The following is a 16,855-nucleotide window of genomic DNA, read 5'->3' as shown; positions in this document are numbered from 1 at the left end:
TTGCTCTGAAAGAATCGGTTGCCATTTTTGGCCAATGCGTCTAAGCCGAGTGCGACAATTTCAGCCGCAGTCCGTCTGCGGAAAATTGAGTTGAAGCTTAAGAGGAAGCATTCGATGTCTCGCAAAAAAATTGCACTTATTGGTTCTGGCATGATCGGCGGCACGCTGGCGCATCTCGCCAGCCTGAAGGAATTGGGCGACATCGTCCTCTTCGATATTGCTGACGGTATTCCGCAGGGCAAGGGTCTGGATATTGCCCAGTCCGGTCCGGTCGAAGGCTTCAACGCAAAGCTCACCGGCGCGTCCGACTACGCTGCCATCGAAGGTGCAGACGTTTGCATCGTCACCGCAGGCGTCGCCCGCAAGCCTGGCATGAGCCGTGACGATCTTCTCGGCATCAACCTAAAAGTCATGGAACAGGTTGGCGCGGGCATCAAGAAGTACGCCCCCAACGCATTCGTGATCTGCATCACCAACCCGCTCGACGCCATGGTCTGGGCTCTGCAGAAGTTCTCCGGCCTGCCGAAGAACAAGGTCGTCGGCATGGCCGGCGTTCTCGACAGCGCCCGTTTCCGCCTCTTCCTCTCCGAAGAGTTCAACGTTTCGGTTGAAGACGTCACCGCCTTCGTTCTCGGCGGCCACGGCGACACGATGGTGCCGCTTGCCCGTTACTCCACCGTTGCCGGCATTCCGCTGACCGACCTCGTCAAGCTTGGCTGGGTTTCTGCAGAGCGTCTCGAGCAGATCATTCAGCGCACCCGTGACGGCGGCGCCGAAATCGTTGGCCTCTTGAAGACCGGTTCTGCCTACTACGCACCTGCAGCTTCCGCCATCGAGATGGCCGAATCCTACCTCAAGGACAAGAAGCGCGTTCTGCCTGCTGCCGCCTACCTTTCCGGCCAGTACGGCGTCAACGACATGTATGTCGGCGTGCCGACTGTTATCGGTGCTGGCGGTATCGAGCGCATCATCGAGATCGAACTCAACAAGGACGAGGAAGCAGCCTTCCAGAAGTCTGTCGGTGCCGTTGCCGGTCTTTGCGAAGCCTGCGTCAACATCGCTCCGTCGCTGAAGTAATCGCCTCTCAGGCTGTAAACAGGGAATAATCCATGAATATTCATGAATATCAGGCCAAGGCTCTTCTGAAGAGCTTTGGTGCGCCGGTTGCCGAAGGGGTTGCCATCCTCAAGGTCGAAGAAGCCGAAGCTGCTGCCAAGCAGCTTCCTGGCCCGCTTTACGTGGTCAAGAGCCAGATCCACGCCGGTGGCCGCGGCAAGGGCAAGTTCAAGGAACTCGGCCCCGATGCCAAGGGCGGCGTTCGCCTTGCAAAGTCCATCGAGGAAGTCGTTTCCCACGCCAAGGACATGCTCGGAAACACGCTGGTTACCGCCCAGACGGGCGACGCCGGCAAGCAGGTCAACCGTCTCTACATCGAAGACGGCGCCGACATTGCTCGCGAACTCTATTGCTCGCTGCTGGTTGACCGTTCGGTCGGCAAGGTTGCTTTCGTCGTTTCGACCGAAGGCGGCATGGACATCGAAGCTGTCGCCCACGACACGCCCGAGAAGATCCATACGATTGCTATCGATCCGCAAGCCGGTGTAACGGCTGAAGACGTCGCCAAGATCTCCAGCGCGCTGGAACTTGATGGCGCTGCTGCCGAAGACGCAAAGTCGCTGTTCCCGATCCTCTACAAGGCCTTCGTCGAAAAGGACATGGCGCTTCTCGAGATCAACCCGCTGATCGTCATGGAAAATGGCCATCTGCGCGTTCTCGACGCCAAGGTGTCCTTCGATGGCAACGCGCTGTTCCGCCATGACGACGTCAAGGCTTTGCGCGACGAGACCGAAGAAGACGCCAAGGAAATCGAAGCCTCCAAGTGGGACCTCGCTTACGTGGCGCTCGACGGCAACATCGGCTGCATGGTCAATGGCGCCGGTCTTGCCATGGCAACGATGGACATCATCAAGCTGTACGGCAAAGAGCCTGCAAACTTCTGCGACGTCGGCGGTGGCGCCGGCAAGGAGAAGGTCGCTGCAGCCTTCAAGATCATCACCGCAGACCCGAAGGTCGAGGGTATCCTCGTCAACATCTTCGGCGGCATCATGAAGTGCGACGTCATCGCTGAAGGCGTTATCGCCGCAGTGAAGGAAGTCGGTCTTAAGGTTCCGCTCGTCGTGCGCCTGGAAGGCACGAATGTCGAACTTGGCAAGAAGCTCCTGAACGAATCCGGCCTCGCCATCACGGCTGCCGACGATCTGGACGATGCTGCCAAGAAGATCGTCGCCGCGGTCAACGGCTAATTTTAAGGATCCTGATTCATGTCCATTCTCGTCAATAAAGACACAAAGATCCTCGTGCAGGGCCTGACCGGCAAGACCGGTACGTTCCACACCGAACAGGCGCTTGCCTATTACGGCACGCAGATGGTCGGCGGTATTCACCCCTCCAAGGGCGGCACCAACTGGACCGGCTCCAAGGGCGAAACCCTGCCGATCTTCGCAACCGTTGCCGAAGCCAAGGAAAAGACCGGTGCAGACGCATCCGTGATCTACGTTCCGCCAGCAGGTGCAGCGGACGCGATCATCGAAGCGATCGACGCCGAGATCCCGTTCATCACCTGCATCACCGAAGGTATTCCGGTCGCAGACATGGTTCGCGTCAAGGCTCGCCTCGACCGTTCGAACTCGCGCCTGCTTGGCCCGAACTGCCCAGGTATCCTGACGCCGGAAGAATGCAAGATCGGCATCATGCCGGGCTCGATCTTCCGCAAGGGTTCGGTCGGTATCGTGTCGCGCTCCGGCACGCTGACCTATGAAGCCGTGTTCCAGACATCCAACGAAGGCCTCGGCCAGACGACGGCTGTCGGTATCGGTGGCGACCCGGTCAAGGGTACGGAATTCATCGACGTGCTGGAAATGTTCCTCGCAGACGAAGCCACGACCTCGATCATCATGATCGGCGAAATCGGCGGTTCGGCTGAAGAAGATGCAGCCCAGTTCCTGATCGACGAAGCCAAGAAGGGCCGCAAGAAGCCAATGGCTGGCTTCATTGCCGGTCGTACGGCGCCCAAGGGCCGCACCATGGGTCATGCCGGTGCTGTGGTTTCCGGCGGCAAGGGCGACGCGGAATCGAAGATCTCTGCCATGGAAGCAGCGGGCATCAAGGTTTCGCCCTCTCCGGCACGTCTTGGCAAGACGCTGGTCGAAGTCCTCAAGGGCTGAGACTGACATAATCTGGCAGCGGGCAGGGGCCGGAGACGGTAGCCTGCCCGAAGCCGCATGAAGACGGATGCAAGAGCCTGACCACGATGGGTCGATCGGTTTTCGCGTCTGACATGCAAGACCAGAGGCTTTCGAGCATCCCGGCGTTTCTTCTCAGAAACATGGCGATGCTCAAGCGGCAAGAATGCAAGCGACCGGTCGCGAATGACCATCAACGGGATTGAGGAGGCGGACCACCACGTCCGCGGAAAAACAATGGCAAGGCAAGAAGCCAACGAGCAGTTTCAGATCACGTCGTTTCTCGACGGCGCGAATGCGGCCTATATCGAGCAGCTCTATGCCCGGTACGAAGAGGACCCTTCCTCGGTATCGCCTGAGTGGCAGAGTTTCTTCAAGGGTCTGTCCGACAATCCCGACGATGTGAAGAAGGCCGCCAAGGGCGCCTCCTGGAAGCGCGACAACTGGCCGATCGCGGCTGGCGGTGAGCTGATTTCCGCACTCGACGGCAATTGGGCGACGGTCGAAAAGGCCATCGAGAAGAAGGTTCAGGCCAAGGCCGAAGCCAAGGGTGCTGCGACCGGCAAGCCGGTCTCCGAAGCCGAAGTGCTGCAGGCGACCCGTGACAGCGTTCGCGCTATCATGATGATCCGCGCCTACCGCATGCGCGGCCACCTGCATGCCAAGCTCGATCCGCTCGGCATTGCCAGCGCTGTCGAGGATTACAACGAGCTGTCGCCGAAGTCCTACGGCTTCGAGGAAAGCGACTACGACCGCAAGATTTTCATCGATAACGTGCTTGGTCTCGAATATGCGACCGTGCGCGAGATGATCGATATTCTGGAGCGCACCTACTGCTCCACCATCGGCGTCGAATTCATGCACATGTCCAACCCGGACGAAAAGGGCTGGATCCAGGAACGCATCGAAGGTCCGGACAAGGGCGTTGCCTTCACTGCCGAAGGCAAGAAGGCAATCCTGTCGAAGCTCGTCGAGGCTGAAGGCTACGAGCAGTTCCTCGACGTGCGCTTCAAGGGCACCAAGCGTTTCGGTCTGGATGGCGGTGAATCGCTGATCCCGGCGCTCGAACAGATCATCAAGCGCGGCGGCCAGGACGGTCTGGAAGAAGTCGTTCTCGGTATGGCTCACCGTGGCCGTCTGAACGTCCTGACCAACGTCATGGGCAAGCCACACCGCGCCGTGTTCCACGAGTTCAAGGGCGGCTCCTTTAAGCCTGACGATGTCGAAGGCTCGGGTGACGTGAAGTACCACCTCGGTGCCTCTTCCGACCGCGAATTCGACGGCAACAAGGTTCACCTGTCGCTGACGGCAAACCCCTCGCACCTGGAAATCGTCAACCCTGTGGTCATGGGCAAGGCCCGCGCCAAGCAGGACCAGTTGGCGAAGGTCTGGGATGGCGACACCATTCCGCTGTCGGAGCGCGCCAAGGTACTGCCGCTTCTGCTGCACGGCGATGCCGCATTCGCAGGCCAGGGTGTCGTTGCCGAAATTCTCGGACTGTCCGGTCTTCGCGGTCACCGCGTTGCCGGCACCATGCACTTCATCATCAACAACCAGATCGGCTTTACGACGAACCCCGCTTTCTCGCGCTCGTCGCCTTATCCGTCCGACGTTGCCAAGATGATCGAAGCGCCGATCTTCCACGTCAATGGCGATGATCCGGAAGCGGTGGTCTATGCGGCCAAGATCGCGACCGAATATCGCATGAAGTTCCACAAGCCTGTCGTCATCGACATGTTCTGCTACCGCCGCTTCGGCCATAACGAAGGCGATGAGCCGTCCTTCACGCAGCCGAAGATGTACAAGGTCATTCGTGGCCACAAGACCGTTGCCCGCATCTATGCCGACCGCCTCATCGCCGAAGGGCTGATGAACGAAGGCGAATTCGAAAAGATGAAGGCGGACTGGCGCGGCCATCTGGAGCAGGAATTCGAAGCCGGCCAGAGCTACAAGCCGAACAAGGCCGACTGGCTGGACGGTCAGTGGTCGGGTCTGCGCGCAGCTGACAATGCCGATGAGCAGCGTCGCGGCAAGACCGGCGTGCCGATGAAGCAGCTGAAGGAAATCGGTAAGAAGCTGTCGACCATTCCGGAAGGCTTTACCGCGCACCGCACGATCCAGCGTTTTATGGAAAACCGCGCACAGATGGTCGAAACCGGTGAAGGAATCGATTGGGCGATGGCCGAAGCCTTTGCCTTCGGTTCGCTTGCCGTCGACGGCCACAAGATCCGTCTTTCCGGTCAGGATTGCGAACGCGGCACCTTCTCGCAGCGTCACTCGGTTCTCTACGATCAGGAGACAGAAGAGCGCTACATTCCGCTGGCAAACCTGTCGCCGACCCAGGCGCGTTACGAAGTCATCAACTCGATGCTGTCTGAAGAAGCCGTTCTCGGTTTTGAATACGGCTATTCGCTTGCTCGTCCGAATGCGCTGACCCTTTGGGAGGCCCAGTTCGGCGACTTCGCCAACGGCGCCCAGGTGGTGTTCGACCAGTTCATCTCGTCTGGTGAACGCAAGTGGCTTCGCATGTCCGGTCTCGTCTGCCTTCTGCCGCATGGCTATGAAGGTCAGGGTCCGGAGCACTCTTCCGCCCGTCTGGAGCGTTTCCTCCAGCTTTGCGCCGAAGATAACATGCAGGTTGCCAACTGCACCACGCCTGCCAACTACTTCCACATTCTGCGCCGTCAGGTGAAGCGCGACTTCCGCAAGCCGCTGATCATGATGACGCCGAAGTCCCTACTGCGCCACAAGCGTGCGACCTCGTCTCTGACGGAAATGGCGGGCGAATCCTCCTTCCACCGTCTGCTGTGGGACGATGCGGAAGTCATCAAGGATGGTCCGATCAAGCTGCAGAAGGATTCCAAGATCCGTCGCGTCGTGCTCTGCACCGGCAAGGTCTATTACGACCTTCTGGAAGAGCGTGAGAAGCGCGGTGTGGACGATGTCTACCTGCTGCGTATCGAACAGCTCTATCCGTTCCCGGCCAAGGCGCTCATCAACGAGCTGTCCCGCTTCCGCAATGCGGAGATGGTCTGGTGCCAGGAAGAGCCGAAGAACATGGGCGCGTGGTCCTTCATCGACCCGTATCTCGAATGGGTTCTGGCGCATATCGACGCCAAGTACCAGAAGGTCCGTTACACGGGCCGTCCGGCTGCCGCCTCTCCGGCGACCGGCCTGATGTCCAAGCATCTGGCGCAGCTTGCTGCGTTCCTCGAAGACGCATTGGGAGAGTAACCGCTCTCCCGCTTCGACCCTCGCAACAAAGACACCTGAATAACGGAACGATAACATGGCCACTGAAATCCGCGTACCAACACTGGGTGAGTCCGTCAGCGAAGCGACTGTCGGCACCTGGTTCAAGAAAGTCGGCGATACCGTCAAGGCTGACGAGCCGCTAGTCGAACTGGAAACCGATAAGGTTACCGTCGAAGTCCCGGCTCCTGCCTCCGGCGTACTGACCGAGATCGTTGCCCAGAATGGCGAAACCGTCGGCCTCGACGCACTCCTCGGCCAGATCGCCGAAGGTGCTGCTGGTGCCGCAACCTCTGCACCGGCTCCTGCCGCTCCTGCTCCTGCTGCCGCTCCGACTCCTGCCGCAGCGCCTGCTGCTGCAGCACCGGCGCCTGCCGCTTCCGGCTCGGTTCCGCCAGCGCCTGCTGCCGGCAAGCTCCTGTCGGAAAACAACCTGTCTGCCGATCAGGTCGATGGTTCGGGCAAGCGCGGTCAGGTTCTGAAGGGTGACGTTCTGGCTGCTGTCGCCAAGGGCGTGTCGGCTCCTGCCGCTGCCCCTGCACCGGTTGCCGCAGCGCGTCCGGTTTCTGCAGAGCAGGACGCCGTTCGCGAAGAGCGCGTGAAGATGACGCGCCTGCGCCAGACGATCGCTCGCCGCCTCAAGGACGCGCAGAACACCGCTGCCATGCTGACCACCTATAACGAGGTGGACATGAAGGCGGTGATGGATCTGCGCAACCGCTACAAGGACGTGTTCGAGAAGAAGCACGGCGTGAAGCTCGGCTTCATGGGCTTCTTCACCAAGGCCGTGACCCACGCGCTGAAGGAACTGCCTGCCGTCAATGCCGAGATCGACGGCAACGACATCATCTACAAGAACTATTGTCACGTCGGCATGGCTGTCGGCACGGACAAGGGTCTTGTCGTTCCAGTCATCCGCGATGCGGACCAGCTCTCCATTGCTGGCGTCGAAAAGGAACTTGGCCGTCTTGCCAAGGCAGCCCGTGATGGCTCGCTCGGCATGGCAGACATGCAGGGCGGTACCTTCACCATCACCAATGGTGGCGTTTACGGTTCGCTGATGTCCTCGCCGATCCTCAACGCACCGCAGTCCGGTATTCTCGGCATGCACAAGATCCAGGAGCGTCCGGTCGCCATCGGCGGTCAGGTCGTCATCCGTCCGATGATGTATCTGGCGCTCTCCTACGATCACCGCATCGTTGACGGCAAGGAAGCCGTGACCTTCCTCGTGCGCGTCAAGGAAAGCCTGGAAGATCCGGAACGTCTGGTTCTCGATCTCTAATCGACTTGCTTTTCGTTTCAGCGGGGTTTCAAGTGAAATCCCGCTGAATTCCTATAAGGAGCATCCCTTGCAACCGACATTCCTCGCCGCTTCGCCCTTTCTGCCGGTTATCGGCTTGAGCGTCATGATCCTCGTGATCCATGTGATGTTGCAGGCGCTAATCGCGACCAAGGAGCTTGGGCGCGAGTGGAATGCCGGTCCGCGTGATGACGAGCGCCAGGCCAAGGGCAAGCTTGCCGGTCGCGCCAAGCGCGCTTCGGCTAATTTTCGCGAGACCTATCCAGCCTTCATCGCTCTCGCCTTCGGCGTGATCATGGCGGGCGACCCGTCCGGTTTTGCTTTGATCGGCGCATGGATCTGGTTGGTGTGCCGCATCATCTACATCCCGCTCTATCTGATGGGCATACCTTATATCCGGTCCCTCATCTGGGTCGGATCGATGATCGGCTTGCTGCTGATGTTCTTCGTATTGATGTTCTAAGGGCGGTCAAATCATGCACCAGTATGTGGTCGAACTTGCATCCCTGATGGCCATTTTTGCATTCGCGATCGTCTCCCCCGGCGCTGACCTCGCCATGGTCATGCGTCAGGCCATGGTGCACGGACGTCGCGAGGCCATCATCACCAGCTTCGGTATCGGCACGTCGCTGATGTTTCACGTCACCTACACGATCCTCGGTCTTGGCCTGATCATCTCGCAGTCGATCTATCTCTTCAATATCGTCAAGTGGCTCGGCGTCGCTTACCTCATCTACATCGGCATCAAGGCCTTGCGCGCTGGCAAGATGGAACTGCCGGAGGTTTCGGAGAACGCGGTAGCGCATAAGCGTCAGTCCGCTCTCAAATCCTTCACGCTTGGCTTTGCCGCCAATGCGCTGAACCCGAAGCCCGTCTTCTTCTTCCTGTCCATCTTCTCCACCGTGGTGCATGCCCACACGCCGGTCATGATCAAGTTCGGCTACGGCATCGTCATGGCAAGCTGCCTCATCGCATGGTTCGTCGGCGTCAGCCTCTTCATGACGACGCCGCGCATGCGCTCAGCCTTTGCCAGCGCCAGCCAGTGGATCGACCGCACAAGCGGCGTGGTCTTCATCGCGCTCGGCATCAAACTCGCAACGGAAAAAGCGGCCTGATATGCAGTCGGTTTTCTGGCGGAGTGAGCGCTGATGGGTGAGGGACCGGTTCTCCTCGTGACGGGTGGCAGCCGTGGTATAGGCGCCGCCACAGCGCGTCTTGCCGCCAAACGCGGCTGGCGCGTGCTCATCAATTACGCTACCAACGAAGCGGCGGCACAAAGCGTGGCCGATGATATTGCCCGCGATGGCAGCACTGCCCATATCGTGCAGGGCGACACCGGGACGGAAGAGGGCATCGCCTCGATCTTTGCCGCATTGGATAGCCGCTTCGGTCGCATCGACGGCCTGGTCAACAATGCCGGCGTCGTCGACCAGACGGCCCGCGTCGATGAGTATTCGCGCGAGCGGCTCGACCGGATGTTTGCGATCAACGTCATCGGCAAGATCCGTTGCGCTTCCGAAGCCGTCCGGCGCATGTCCACCAAGCATGGTGGGCGCGGCGGCTCGATCGTCAACATTTCGTCGATGGCTGCAGTGCTTGGAAGTGCCGGCCAGTATGTGGACTATGCCGCGTCCAAGGGGGCGGTGGACACGTTTACTATTGGGCTGTCGCGGGAAGTCGCGGCGGAGGGTATCCGCGTCAACGCGATCCGCCCCGGCATCATCGATACCGATATCCATGCATCGGGTGGGCTGCCGAACCGTGCAACGGATCTGGCCCCCATCGTGCCGATGCAAAGACCCGGTACAGCTCAGGAGATCGCGGACGCGGTCCTCTACCTTCTTTCGCCCGAGGCGTCCTATGTGACGGGCGCCATATTGAATGTGAGCGGCGGCAGATAGCTGCCCAACAATAAAGGAAATCCAATGGCTTATGATGTAGTTGTTATCGGTACCGGCCCTGGTGGTTATGTTTGCGCCGTCAAGGCCGCACAGCTCGGTCTCAAGGTCGCCGTTGTCGAGAAGCGCTCGACCTATGGAGGCACCTGCCTGAACGTTGGTTGCATTCCTTCCAAGGCACTGCTGCATGCATCGGAAATGTTCGCCCATGTTGCCCATGGCATGGATAGCCTCGGCATCGAAGTTGCAGCACCGACGCTCAATCTTGAGAAGATGATGGGGCACAAGGACGGCGTGGTGAAGGCCAATGTCGATGGCGTGGCGTTCCTGTTCAAGAAGAATAAGATCGATGCCTTCCAGGGCACCGGCAAGGTCGTGTCCGCCGGTAAGGTATCCGTCACCGCCGAAGATGGCTCGGTGCAGGAACTGGAAACCAAGAACATCGTGATTGCCACGGGTTCGGATGTCGCTGGCATCCCAGGCGTTCAGGTCGATCTGGACGAGCAGATCATCGTCTCCTCCACCGGCGCGATTGCGTTGCCGAAGGTTCCGGAAAAGCTCATCGTCGTTGGTGGCGGTGTCATCGGTCTCGAACTCGGTTCCGTTTGGCAGCGTCTCGGCGCCAAGGTGACTGTCGTCGAATATCTCGACAACATTCTCGGCAGCATGGATGGCGAACTGTCCAAGCAGGCGCAGCGTCTGTTTGCCAAGCAGGGCATCGACTTCAAGCTTGGCGCCAAGGTGACGGCGGTCGAAAAGACCGGCGCTGGCGCCAAGGTCACGTTCGAGCCGGTCAAGGGCGGTGCAGCCGAAACGCTGGAAGCTGACGTCGTGCTGATCTCCACCGGTCGTAAGCCCTACACGGATGGTCTCGGTCTGGCCGAAGCCGGCGTGGCGCTCGACAGCCGCGGTCGCGTTGAAATCGACGGTCACTACAAGACCAATGTTGCCGGCATCTATGCTATCGGCGACGTGGTGAAGGGCCCGATGCTGGCGCACAAGGCAGAAGACGAGGGCGTGGCCCTTGCCGAAATCCTTGCCGGTCAGCACGGTCACGTCAATTACGACGTCATCCCGGGCGTGGTCTACACCCAGCCGGAAGTCGCTTCCGTCGGCAAGACCGAAGAGGAACTGAAGGCGGCGGGCATTGCCTACAAGGTCGGCAAGTTCCCCTTCACCGCCAATGGCCGCGCACGCGCCATGCAGGTCACCGACGGCTTCGTCAAGATCCTCGCCGACAAGGAAACCGACCGCGTGCTCGGCGGCCACATCCTCGGCTTTGGCGCTGGCGAACTGATCCAGGAAATCTCGGTTCTGATGGAATTCAGCGGTTCGTCCGAAGATCTGGGTCGTACCTGCCATGCGCATCCGACCATGTCGGAAGCGGTAAAGGAAGCGGCACTCGCAACCTTCTTCAAGCCGATCCACATGTAATCGGCGCGTTCGGCTCTCTCGCAGGTGAGGCGGGCCGAACATTATATTTCGGTAAGCTTGAAAGCCGCATCTTGTTCTTCAGGATGCGGCTTTTATTGTGGCCTTTCGAACAACTCCATCGAGAGGGATAGTCCATGGGTTCAACGTCCGTCACCGGCTACAGCATTCCGCAGAAAGCGCTCCACTGGATGATGGCGCTGCTCATCCTCTTCAACCTCATCTTTTCCGATGGCATGGAGCACTGGAACCGGTTGATGCGCCGCGGCGAGCCGATCACGCCGGACGATATTTTCTCAGCCAATATCCATGCCTATGTCGGAATCGCCATTCTGGTGCTCTGTCTTGTGCGTCTCTGTCTTCGGGTGGTGCAAGGGGTGCCTGCGGCGCCTGCCGACGAGCCGCCAATCGCAAAGCTGGTCGCCAAGGTTACGCACTGGGCTTTCTACGCAATCTTCCTGGCCATGCCTCTCAGCGGCATCGGCAAATATTACTTTGGCAATGACATTGCAGGAGAGCTGCATGGCGGACCGATCAAGATTCTGCTGTGGGCACTGATCGGCTTGCACATTCTGGGCGTGCTGGTTCACCAGTTCCTCTGGCGCACAAACCTGCTGCGACGCATGGCCTGAAGCGTCGGGCAAATGAGACGAGGGGCGGGCTACTTGATCGCGACCTGCCCCTCGGGATTTCTACAAGACCAAGCTATGCGCGAATGGCGTGGAGGTACTGGAAGTGGCGCTCATACTGTTCCAGCACATCCTGGATCAGTTCGTCCTTTGAGAACTCCATGACGTCGTAGTCCTGGCCGCCATCGAGGAGGAAGACCTCGGCACGGTAGTAATATTCGGCGCGTCGGCGGTTGCTCTGGCTTTCGAAGAAGCTATAGCCCGGGGTCTCGTAGCGGCGCATGCGCACGCCATAGACGAATTCCTCCGGCTCACCAGGCGCTACCGTCAGCTTCAGCTTGCCCGGCTCTTCGCCAAGTGTCGTGACCAGTGAACGTTTTTCCAGTTCGGTCGCCACGGCGCGTAGCGCCTCGGTGGCGATGCCGCTCATGAAGCGTTCGCCTTCTGCCTTTGACGGATGATGCAGAATGCCCTGCAACTGTCGCTGCCAGGAGACCGCGTTGCGCGGTCGCAGGTTTTGGACCAACGCGTTCTGGCGCGCACCCTCGCGTCTCAGACCCTTCCACAGGCCCCAGCACATCAACAGCATGACGAAGGTGAAGGGTAGGGCGCCTGCTATGGAGGCCGTTTGCAAGGCGTCGAGGCCGCCCGCGTAGAGCAGGATCGCGCCGATGACACCGGATATGATGGCCCAGAAAACACGGCGCGCCACTGGTCCGTCTTCACGTCCGCCCGATGTCAGCGTATCGATGACGAGTGCTGCCGAATCCGCCCCGGTGACGAAGAAGAAGACGATCAGCGCCATTGCGAACCAGGACACGTAAAGTCCAAGCGGGAACTGTTCCAGAAGCACGAAGAGCGCCAGTGAAACGTCCTTCGACACGGCCTCGGAGACGGCGGTGGTGGCGCCCGTCAGGTGGAGCGACAAGGCCGTATCGCCAAAGACGGTCATCCAGGCGAAGCTGAAGCCAGCCGGCACGATAAGAACACCGGCGATGAATTCACGGATGGTGCGACCCCGCGAGATGCGGGCGATGAACATGCCGACGAAGGGCGACCAAGCAATCCACCAGCCCCAGTAAAACAGCGTCCAGTTGCCGAGCCATTTGCTTGGACCCTCATCCGGCGAATAGGCATACATGTAGAAGGTGCGCATGACGAAGTGATCGAGATAGGCGCCTAGATTCTGGACGAAGGCGCGCATCAGGAAGGTCGTCGGCCCCATGACAAAGACGAAGAGCATCAACGCGACGGCCATCAACATGTTCATGTTCGACAGAAACTTGATGCCCTTGTCGAGGCCTGTCGCCACGGAGACGGTCGCCATGGCGGTGATGATGACGATGAGCGGTAGCTGCACCCAAAACGAGATCGACCAGCCGAGCACGTGGTTGAATCCGGCATTGACCTGAAGCACACCAAGTCCAAGCGATGTCGCGACGCCGAACAACGTACCGATAACGGCGAAGATATCGACGGCGTTGCCAATCGGACCGTAGATGCGGTCTCCGATCAGAGGATAGAGCGCCGAGCGCATGGTGAGTGGAAGACCATGGCGGAAGGAGAAGTAGGCAAGCGACAGGCCGATAACCGCGTAAACGGCCCAGGCATGCAGGCCCCAATGGAAATAGCTGATTTCCATCGCGGTTCTCGCCGCTTCGACCGTCTCTGGGTCGCCGATCGGCGGTGCGGTGAAATGCTTGATTGGCTCGGCAACGCCGAAGAAGACCAGACCGATGCCCATGCCGGCTGCAAACAGCATGGAGAACCATGCGCTATAACTGTAGTCCGGCTCCGCATGGTTCGGACCGAGCTTGATGCGGCCATAGCTGGAACAGCCAAGATAGAGCATGAAGATCAGAAAGATCGCGACCGACAGCAGGTAGACCCAACCGAGTTCGGTAACAATCCATGACTGTACCGCACTGAAGACGGAAGCGGAGCCCTGAGGCCAGATGACGCCGGCCAGCACGAAGATGGCGGTCAAACCGGCCGACCAGAAAAATACGGGTTTATTGACGCCTTCCATCAACCCCATAGGCTTCGTGTCTTCAGACGCTTGTTCTTCGCCCATCTGTTTTCCCTCTCAATCGATAACGTGATCAAATACCTATTGCGCGGGCGCGCATGCCCCACGCTAAACGCGCTCATGCCGCAAATGTATTGCGCGCCAAATAGTTGCGTATGCATGTCCGTTTTCGTACGCGGACTCTAATACACGCTGAAGCCGAAGCTGCCGAAGTCGCAGCAGCGTCGGATTGTCGCGTATTCGCGCCTTACGAAAAGGGCGATAGTGCCTTTCATGGGTGTCGCGATGGAAGGCGGGGGCGTTGGGTGTGAGAGATTTAAACGGCATATTGCCGGGTGCCGATTGGCGCGATTGCTTCGAAGGAGAGGTGGGCGATCACCAGTCTCACTCGCTCGAGATCGCCCGGCGTCTTCTCGATCATCCACCAGCATGGATCAGCGGGTTGATGGCGCTTCGCAACCGCATCGTATCGCTCGTCGGGCTGAAAGCGGTGGCGCTTGCGGCCGGCGAATCGGCCGGCGGATTTCCTGTCGTTTCGTCGTCACCGGAGCGGACGGTTCTCGGTTTCGATGATCGTCATCTGGATTTCAGGATCGTCGTCGATCTGCAGGAAATGGAAGATGGCAGCGTGGTGCGCGTGACAACCCTGGTTCGGCGCAAGAACCTGTTCGGCAGGATCTATCTCTTCGCTGTTGGGCCGTTTCATCGCCGCATCGTGCCGACGACGATGCGACCCTTTTGCAAGCACGTTCATTCGGTCTCGCTTGAGGAAACCTGTTAGTTCACCAGGCTCAGCGTAAAGCCCTTTTTACGAAGGAGTTCGATCACGCCCTCATTGCCCGGCAGGTGAAGCGCGCCGACGGCCATGAACACGCCGCCTTCATCGAGGTAGTGGTCGGCGCGATCCGCCATCACGTGGTTGCGGTCGGTGATCAGCCGTTGCTCGAAGGCGGCGTAGCCGTCATCGGAGTTTTTGTCCTTTGTGGGGTCGATGCTTTTCATCATCGGCGTGATCGTGGCGATCTCGCCCTTCAGATAAAGGTCAATCATGGTGGCCATGAGGTCCTCCATCTTGTCACCCATGTCCAGCATCTCGATCAGCGACTGCACATGAAATGTCATGGGCAACTCGGACATGGCGGTCAATTGCTCCGCCACCGTTTCCAGCCCGACGAGATGCTTGCCTTGTTTCAAAGCGTCATTGGCAAGCTTCATGTCGAGAAATTCGGCACCCTTTGCCTTGCGGGCCAGTTCGCAGGCGGGCAGGGCAACGAAGCTGGACAGTATCCATGGCTTCATCTTCATCACCGCATTCAGCGGTATGCCGCGCTCCTTTAGACCGCGTTCAAGCTTTGCCACATCCTCCTTGGACAGCATATCGGTCATAGACTTGCCATCGAGAAACATTGTGAGTTCAGGCTTGGCAAGCAGTGAGCCGGTAGCCTTCTTTTCGTCGGTGATCTCATCGGATTCGACGATGACTGTCTGGGCATTCGCAAAGGCTTCCTTCGCGCCTTTGGGCATCGCAACAACGCGGGGATCGGCAAGATGCATGGTGCCGAGAAGCCAGGAAGGTTGCTTGCCTTCCTTCTCAATCTTCCAGAGAGTGCCTCTGCCGTTCGGCGTCTTTTCCGCCTCGGCAACGATCGCGGCATAGGCAGCCGGATCGGTCTTTCGCATGTCGACAAGAATATCCTTGCCGCCACAGGTCACGTCGCCATTTTCGGCGGCGCCCGCCTCCGATATGGTAAAGAGCGTCACGAGCAGAATGGAAAGCGCAGCCACGTGCAGGGCGGCAAGTAGCCACAGAAGTGCGTTGCCGAACCGGCCCATCAAGAGTGCTGTCAGGCCTTGCGGCCGCAAGAGAACGGTCATCGAATCACCTCCGTCTGCGTGTTATGGCTTATAGGGGAGGGGATTTGCACGGACGGTTAATGCTCATGGTTTCCAATGTGTTAACAAGGTCTCAAGCCCTTGGGTGGGCCCTGTCGTAAATGTCCAGTAGGCGTGCCGTATCGACACCGGTATAGATCTGCGTCGTCGACAGGCTGGCGTGGCCGAGGAGTTCCTGAATGGTGCGGAGATCGCCGCCGCCTGCCAGAAGATGGGTGGCGAAGGAATGGCGCAGCGCATGCGGCGTGGCGTTATCCGGCAGGTTGAAGGCGCTGCGCATCTTTTGCATTTCGCGCTGGATGATGGCTGGCTGGAGCTTGCCGCCGCGTGCGCCGAGAAAGATCGGCTCGTCGTTTGAGAGCGCATAGGGGCAGAGCTTGCGATAGGCCTCCACCGCTTCCAGCACGACGGGCAGCAGCGGCACGAGCCGCATCTTCTTGCCCTTGCCGATGACGCGAAGACTTCTGGCACCCGCAGGGAAATCACCGGGCCTAAGATCGAGCGCTTCGGAGATACGAAGACCGCAGCCATAAAGCAGTGCAAGCACTGCCGCGTTGCGCGCGGCAATCCACGGCTCTTCTGCCAGTTGCCCCTCTTGGGTGGTAATCCTCAGCGCCTGACCATCTGTCAGCGGTTTGGGCAGCGACTTTGGCTGTTTGGGCGCGCGCATGGCGGTGGCACCTGCGGCATTGACCAGCCCGGTCTTCTCCAGAAAGCGCAAGAGGGAGCGTAGACCCGCCAGATTGCGCCCGAGCGAACGTGCGCCTGTGCCCTCTTTGCGCCGCGCAGCCAGAAAGGCGCGCAGATCGGTGGCGCGGAGATTTTCGATATCCTTGATGCGGGCGGGATGGCCGTTATAGCCGGTCATGAAGATCAGGAATTGGCGCGTGTCACGCTCATAGGCATCCAGCGTGTGGCGCGACAAACGGCGTTCGTCTTCCAGGCCGGCCAGCCATTCCCGGCGCTTTTCCAGAAGCTCCGGATCGGCAAAGGTGAGAATTTCATCCACGTCGTGCATCCCGTTTCGATTGGGTATCCATCATAGGCTCATGCGGTCAGTATTTGGTTAAAGGCTTGATAACGGCGTGATGACCTCTGCCCAATTGCGTGTTCGAAAACCGTTCCGATTTTCCTGCCAATGCTATAGAGGTTCCCTTTTCGTTTCCTAAAGGACAATGTCG

At 59.3% G+C, this 16,855-nt stretch carries 14 protein-coding genes; 11 read left to right on the top strand and 3 right to left on the bottom strand.

Features of this window, described 5'->3' with window-relative positions:
* The first annotated feature begins 114 nt into the window (after positions 1–114).
* From mdh to QZ862_RS07940, 10 genes are all read left to right on the top strand, one after another.
* A complete protein-coding gene (gene mdh, locus QZ862_RS07985; RefSeq protein WP_062424888.1) occupies positions 115–1,077 on the top strand; it encodes a malate dehydrogenase in 963 nt (320 codons plus the stop codon).
* A 32-nt stretch (positions 1,078–1,109) separates the two neighbouring features.
* Positions 1,110–2,303 (top strand): ADP-forming succinate--CoA ligase subunit beta, encoded by a 1,194-nt coding sequence (gene sucC / locus QZ862_RS07980; protein WP_296020420.1) that lies wholly within the window; start codon positions 1,110–1,112, stop codon positions 2,301–2,303.
* Between the two features lie 18 nt (positions 2,304–2,321).
* Positions 2,322–3,224, top strand: a complete 903-nt coding sequence (gene sucD / locus QZ862_RS07975; protein WP_296035224.1) for a succinate--CoA ligase subunit alpha — start codon at positions 2,322–2,324, stop codon at positions 3,222–3,224.
* Between the two features lie 255 nt (positions 3,225–3,479).
* Positions 3,480–6,476, top strand: a complete 2,997-nt coding sequence (locus QZ862_RS07970) for a 2-oxoglutarate dehydrogenase E1 component (RefSeq protein ID WP_296020415.1) — start codon at positions 3,480–3,482, stop codon at positions 6,474–6,476.
* 55 nt (positions 6,477–6,531) lie between these two features.
* Entirely contained in the window at positions 6,532–7,776 is a 1,245-nt protein-coding gene (gene odhB, locus QZ862_RS07965; protein ID WP_296035227.1) for a 2-oxoglutarate dehydrogenase complex dihydrolipoyllysine-residue succinyltransferase, read from the top strand.
* Between the two features lie 67 nt (positions 7,777–7,843).
* A complete protein-coding gene (locus QZ862_RS07960; protein ID WP_296020412.1) occupies positions 7,844–8,257 on the top strand; it encodes an MAPEG family protein in 414 nt (137 codons plus the stop codon).
* 13 nt (positions 8,258–8,270) lie between these two features.
* Positions 8,271–8,909: a LysE family translocator gene (locus tag QZ862_RS07955; protein ID WP_296098853.1), complete on the top strand. Its 639-nt coding sequence runs from the start codon at positions 8,271–8,273 to the stop codon at positions 8,907–8,909.
* A gap of 33 nt (positions 8,910–8,942) precedes the next feature.
* On the top strand, positions 8,943–9,695 hold the full coding sequence (locus QZ862_RS07950; protein WP_296098850.1) for an SDR family oxidoreductase: 753 nt from the start codon (positions 8,943–8,945) through the stop codon (positions 9,693–9,695).
* Positions 9,696–9,719: 24 nt separating this feature from the next.
* Entirely contained in the window at positions 9,720–11,126 is a 1,407-nt protein-coding gene (lpdA, locus tag QZ862_RS07945; protein ID WP_296081302.1) for a dihydrolipoyl dehydrogenase, read from the top strand.
* Positions 11,127–11,260: 134 nt separating this feature from the next.
* Positions 11,261–11,755 carry a cytochrome b/b6 domain-containing protein gene (locus tag QZ862_RS07940; RefSeq protein ID WP_296035238.1) on the top strand — a complete coding sequence of 165 codons (495 nt, stop codon included), beginning with the start codon at positions 11,261–11,263 and terminating at the stop codon, positions 11,753–11,755.
* Positions 11,756–11,828: 73 nt separating this feature from the next.
* Here the strand turns inward: QZ862_RS07940 and QZ862_RS07935 are convergent, their stop codons facing one another.
* On the bottom strand, positions 11,829–13,826 hold the full coding sequence (locus tag QZ862_RS07935) for a BCCT family transporter (RefSeq protein WP_296081299.1): 1,998 nt from the start codon (positions 13,824–13,826) through the stop codon (positions 11,829–11,831).
* A 262-nt stretch (positions 13,827–14,088) separates the two neighbouring features.
* Between QZ862_RS07935 and QZ862_RS07930 the strand changes: the two genes are divergently transcribed.
* A complete protein-coding gene (locus QZ862_RS07930) occupies positions 14,089–14,562 on the top strand; it encodes a DUF2867 domain-containing protein (RefSeq protein WP_296098847.1) in 474 nt (157 codons plus the stop codon).
* On the opposite strand, the gene QZ862_RS07925 is transcribed toward QZ862_RS07930, so the two are convergent.
* Both QZ862_RS07925 and QZ862_RS07920 read right to left on the bottom strand, forming a co-directional pair.
* Positions 14,559–15,656: a TraB/GumN family protein gene (locus QZ862_RS07925; protein ID WP_296098845.1), complete on the bottom strand. Its 1,098-nt coding sequence runs from the start codon at positions 15,654–15,656 to the stop codon at positions 14,559–14,561. The genes QZ862_RS07930 and QZ862_RS07925 overlap by 4 nt on opposite strands.
* Before the next feature lie 91 nt (positions 15,657–15,747).
* Positions 15,748–16,683, bottom strand: coding sequence for a tyrosine recombinase XerC (locus tag QZ862_RS07920; protein ID WP_296098842.1), 936 nt, complete (start codon positions 16,681–16,683; stop codon positions 15,748–15,750).
* Between the last annotated feature and the right edge of the window lie 172 nt (positions 16,684–16,855).

This window comes from uncultured Agrobacterium sp. (genome assembly GCA_913777615.1).
In the GTDB taxonomy this organism is placed as follows: domain Bacteria; phylum Pseudomonadota; class Alphaproteobacteria; order Rhizobiales; family Rhizobiaceae; genus Agrobacterium.
This window is presented reverse-complemented; position numbering and strand designations above follow the sequence as displayed.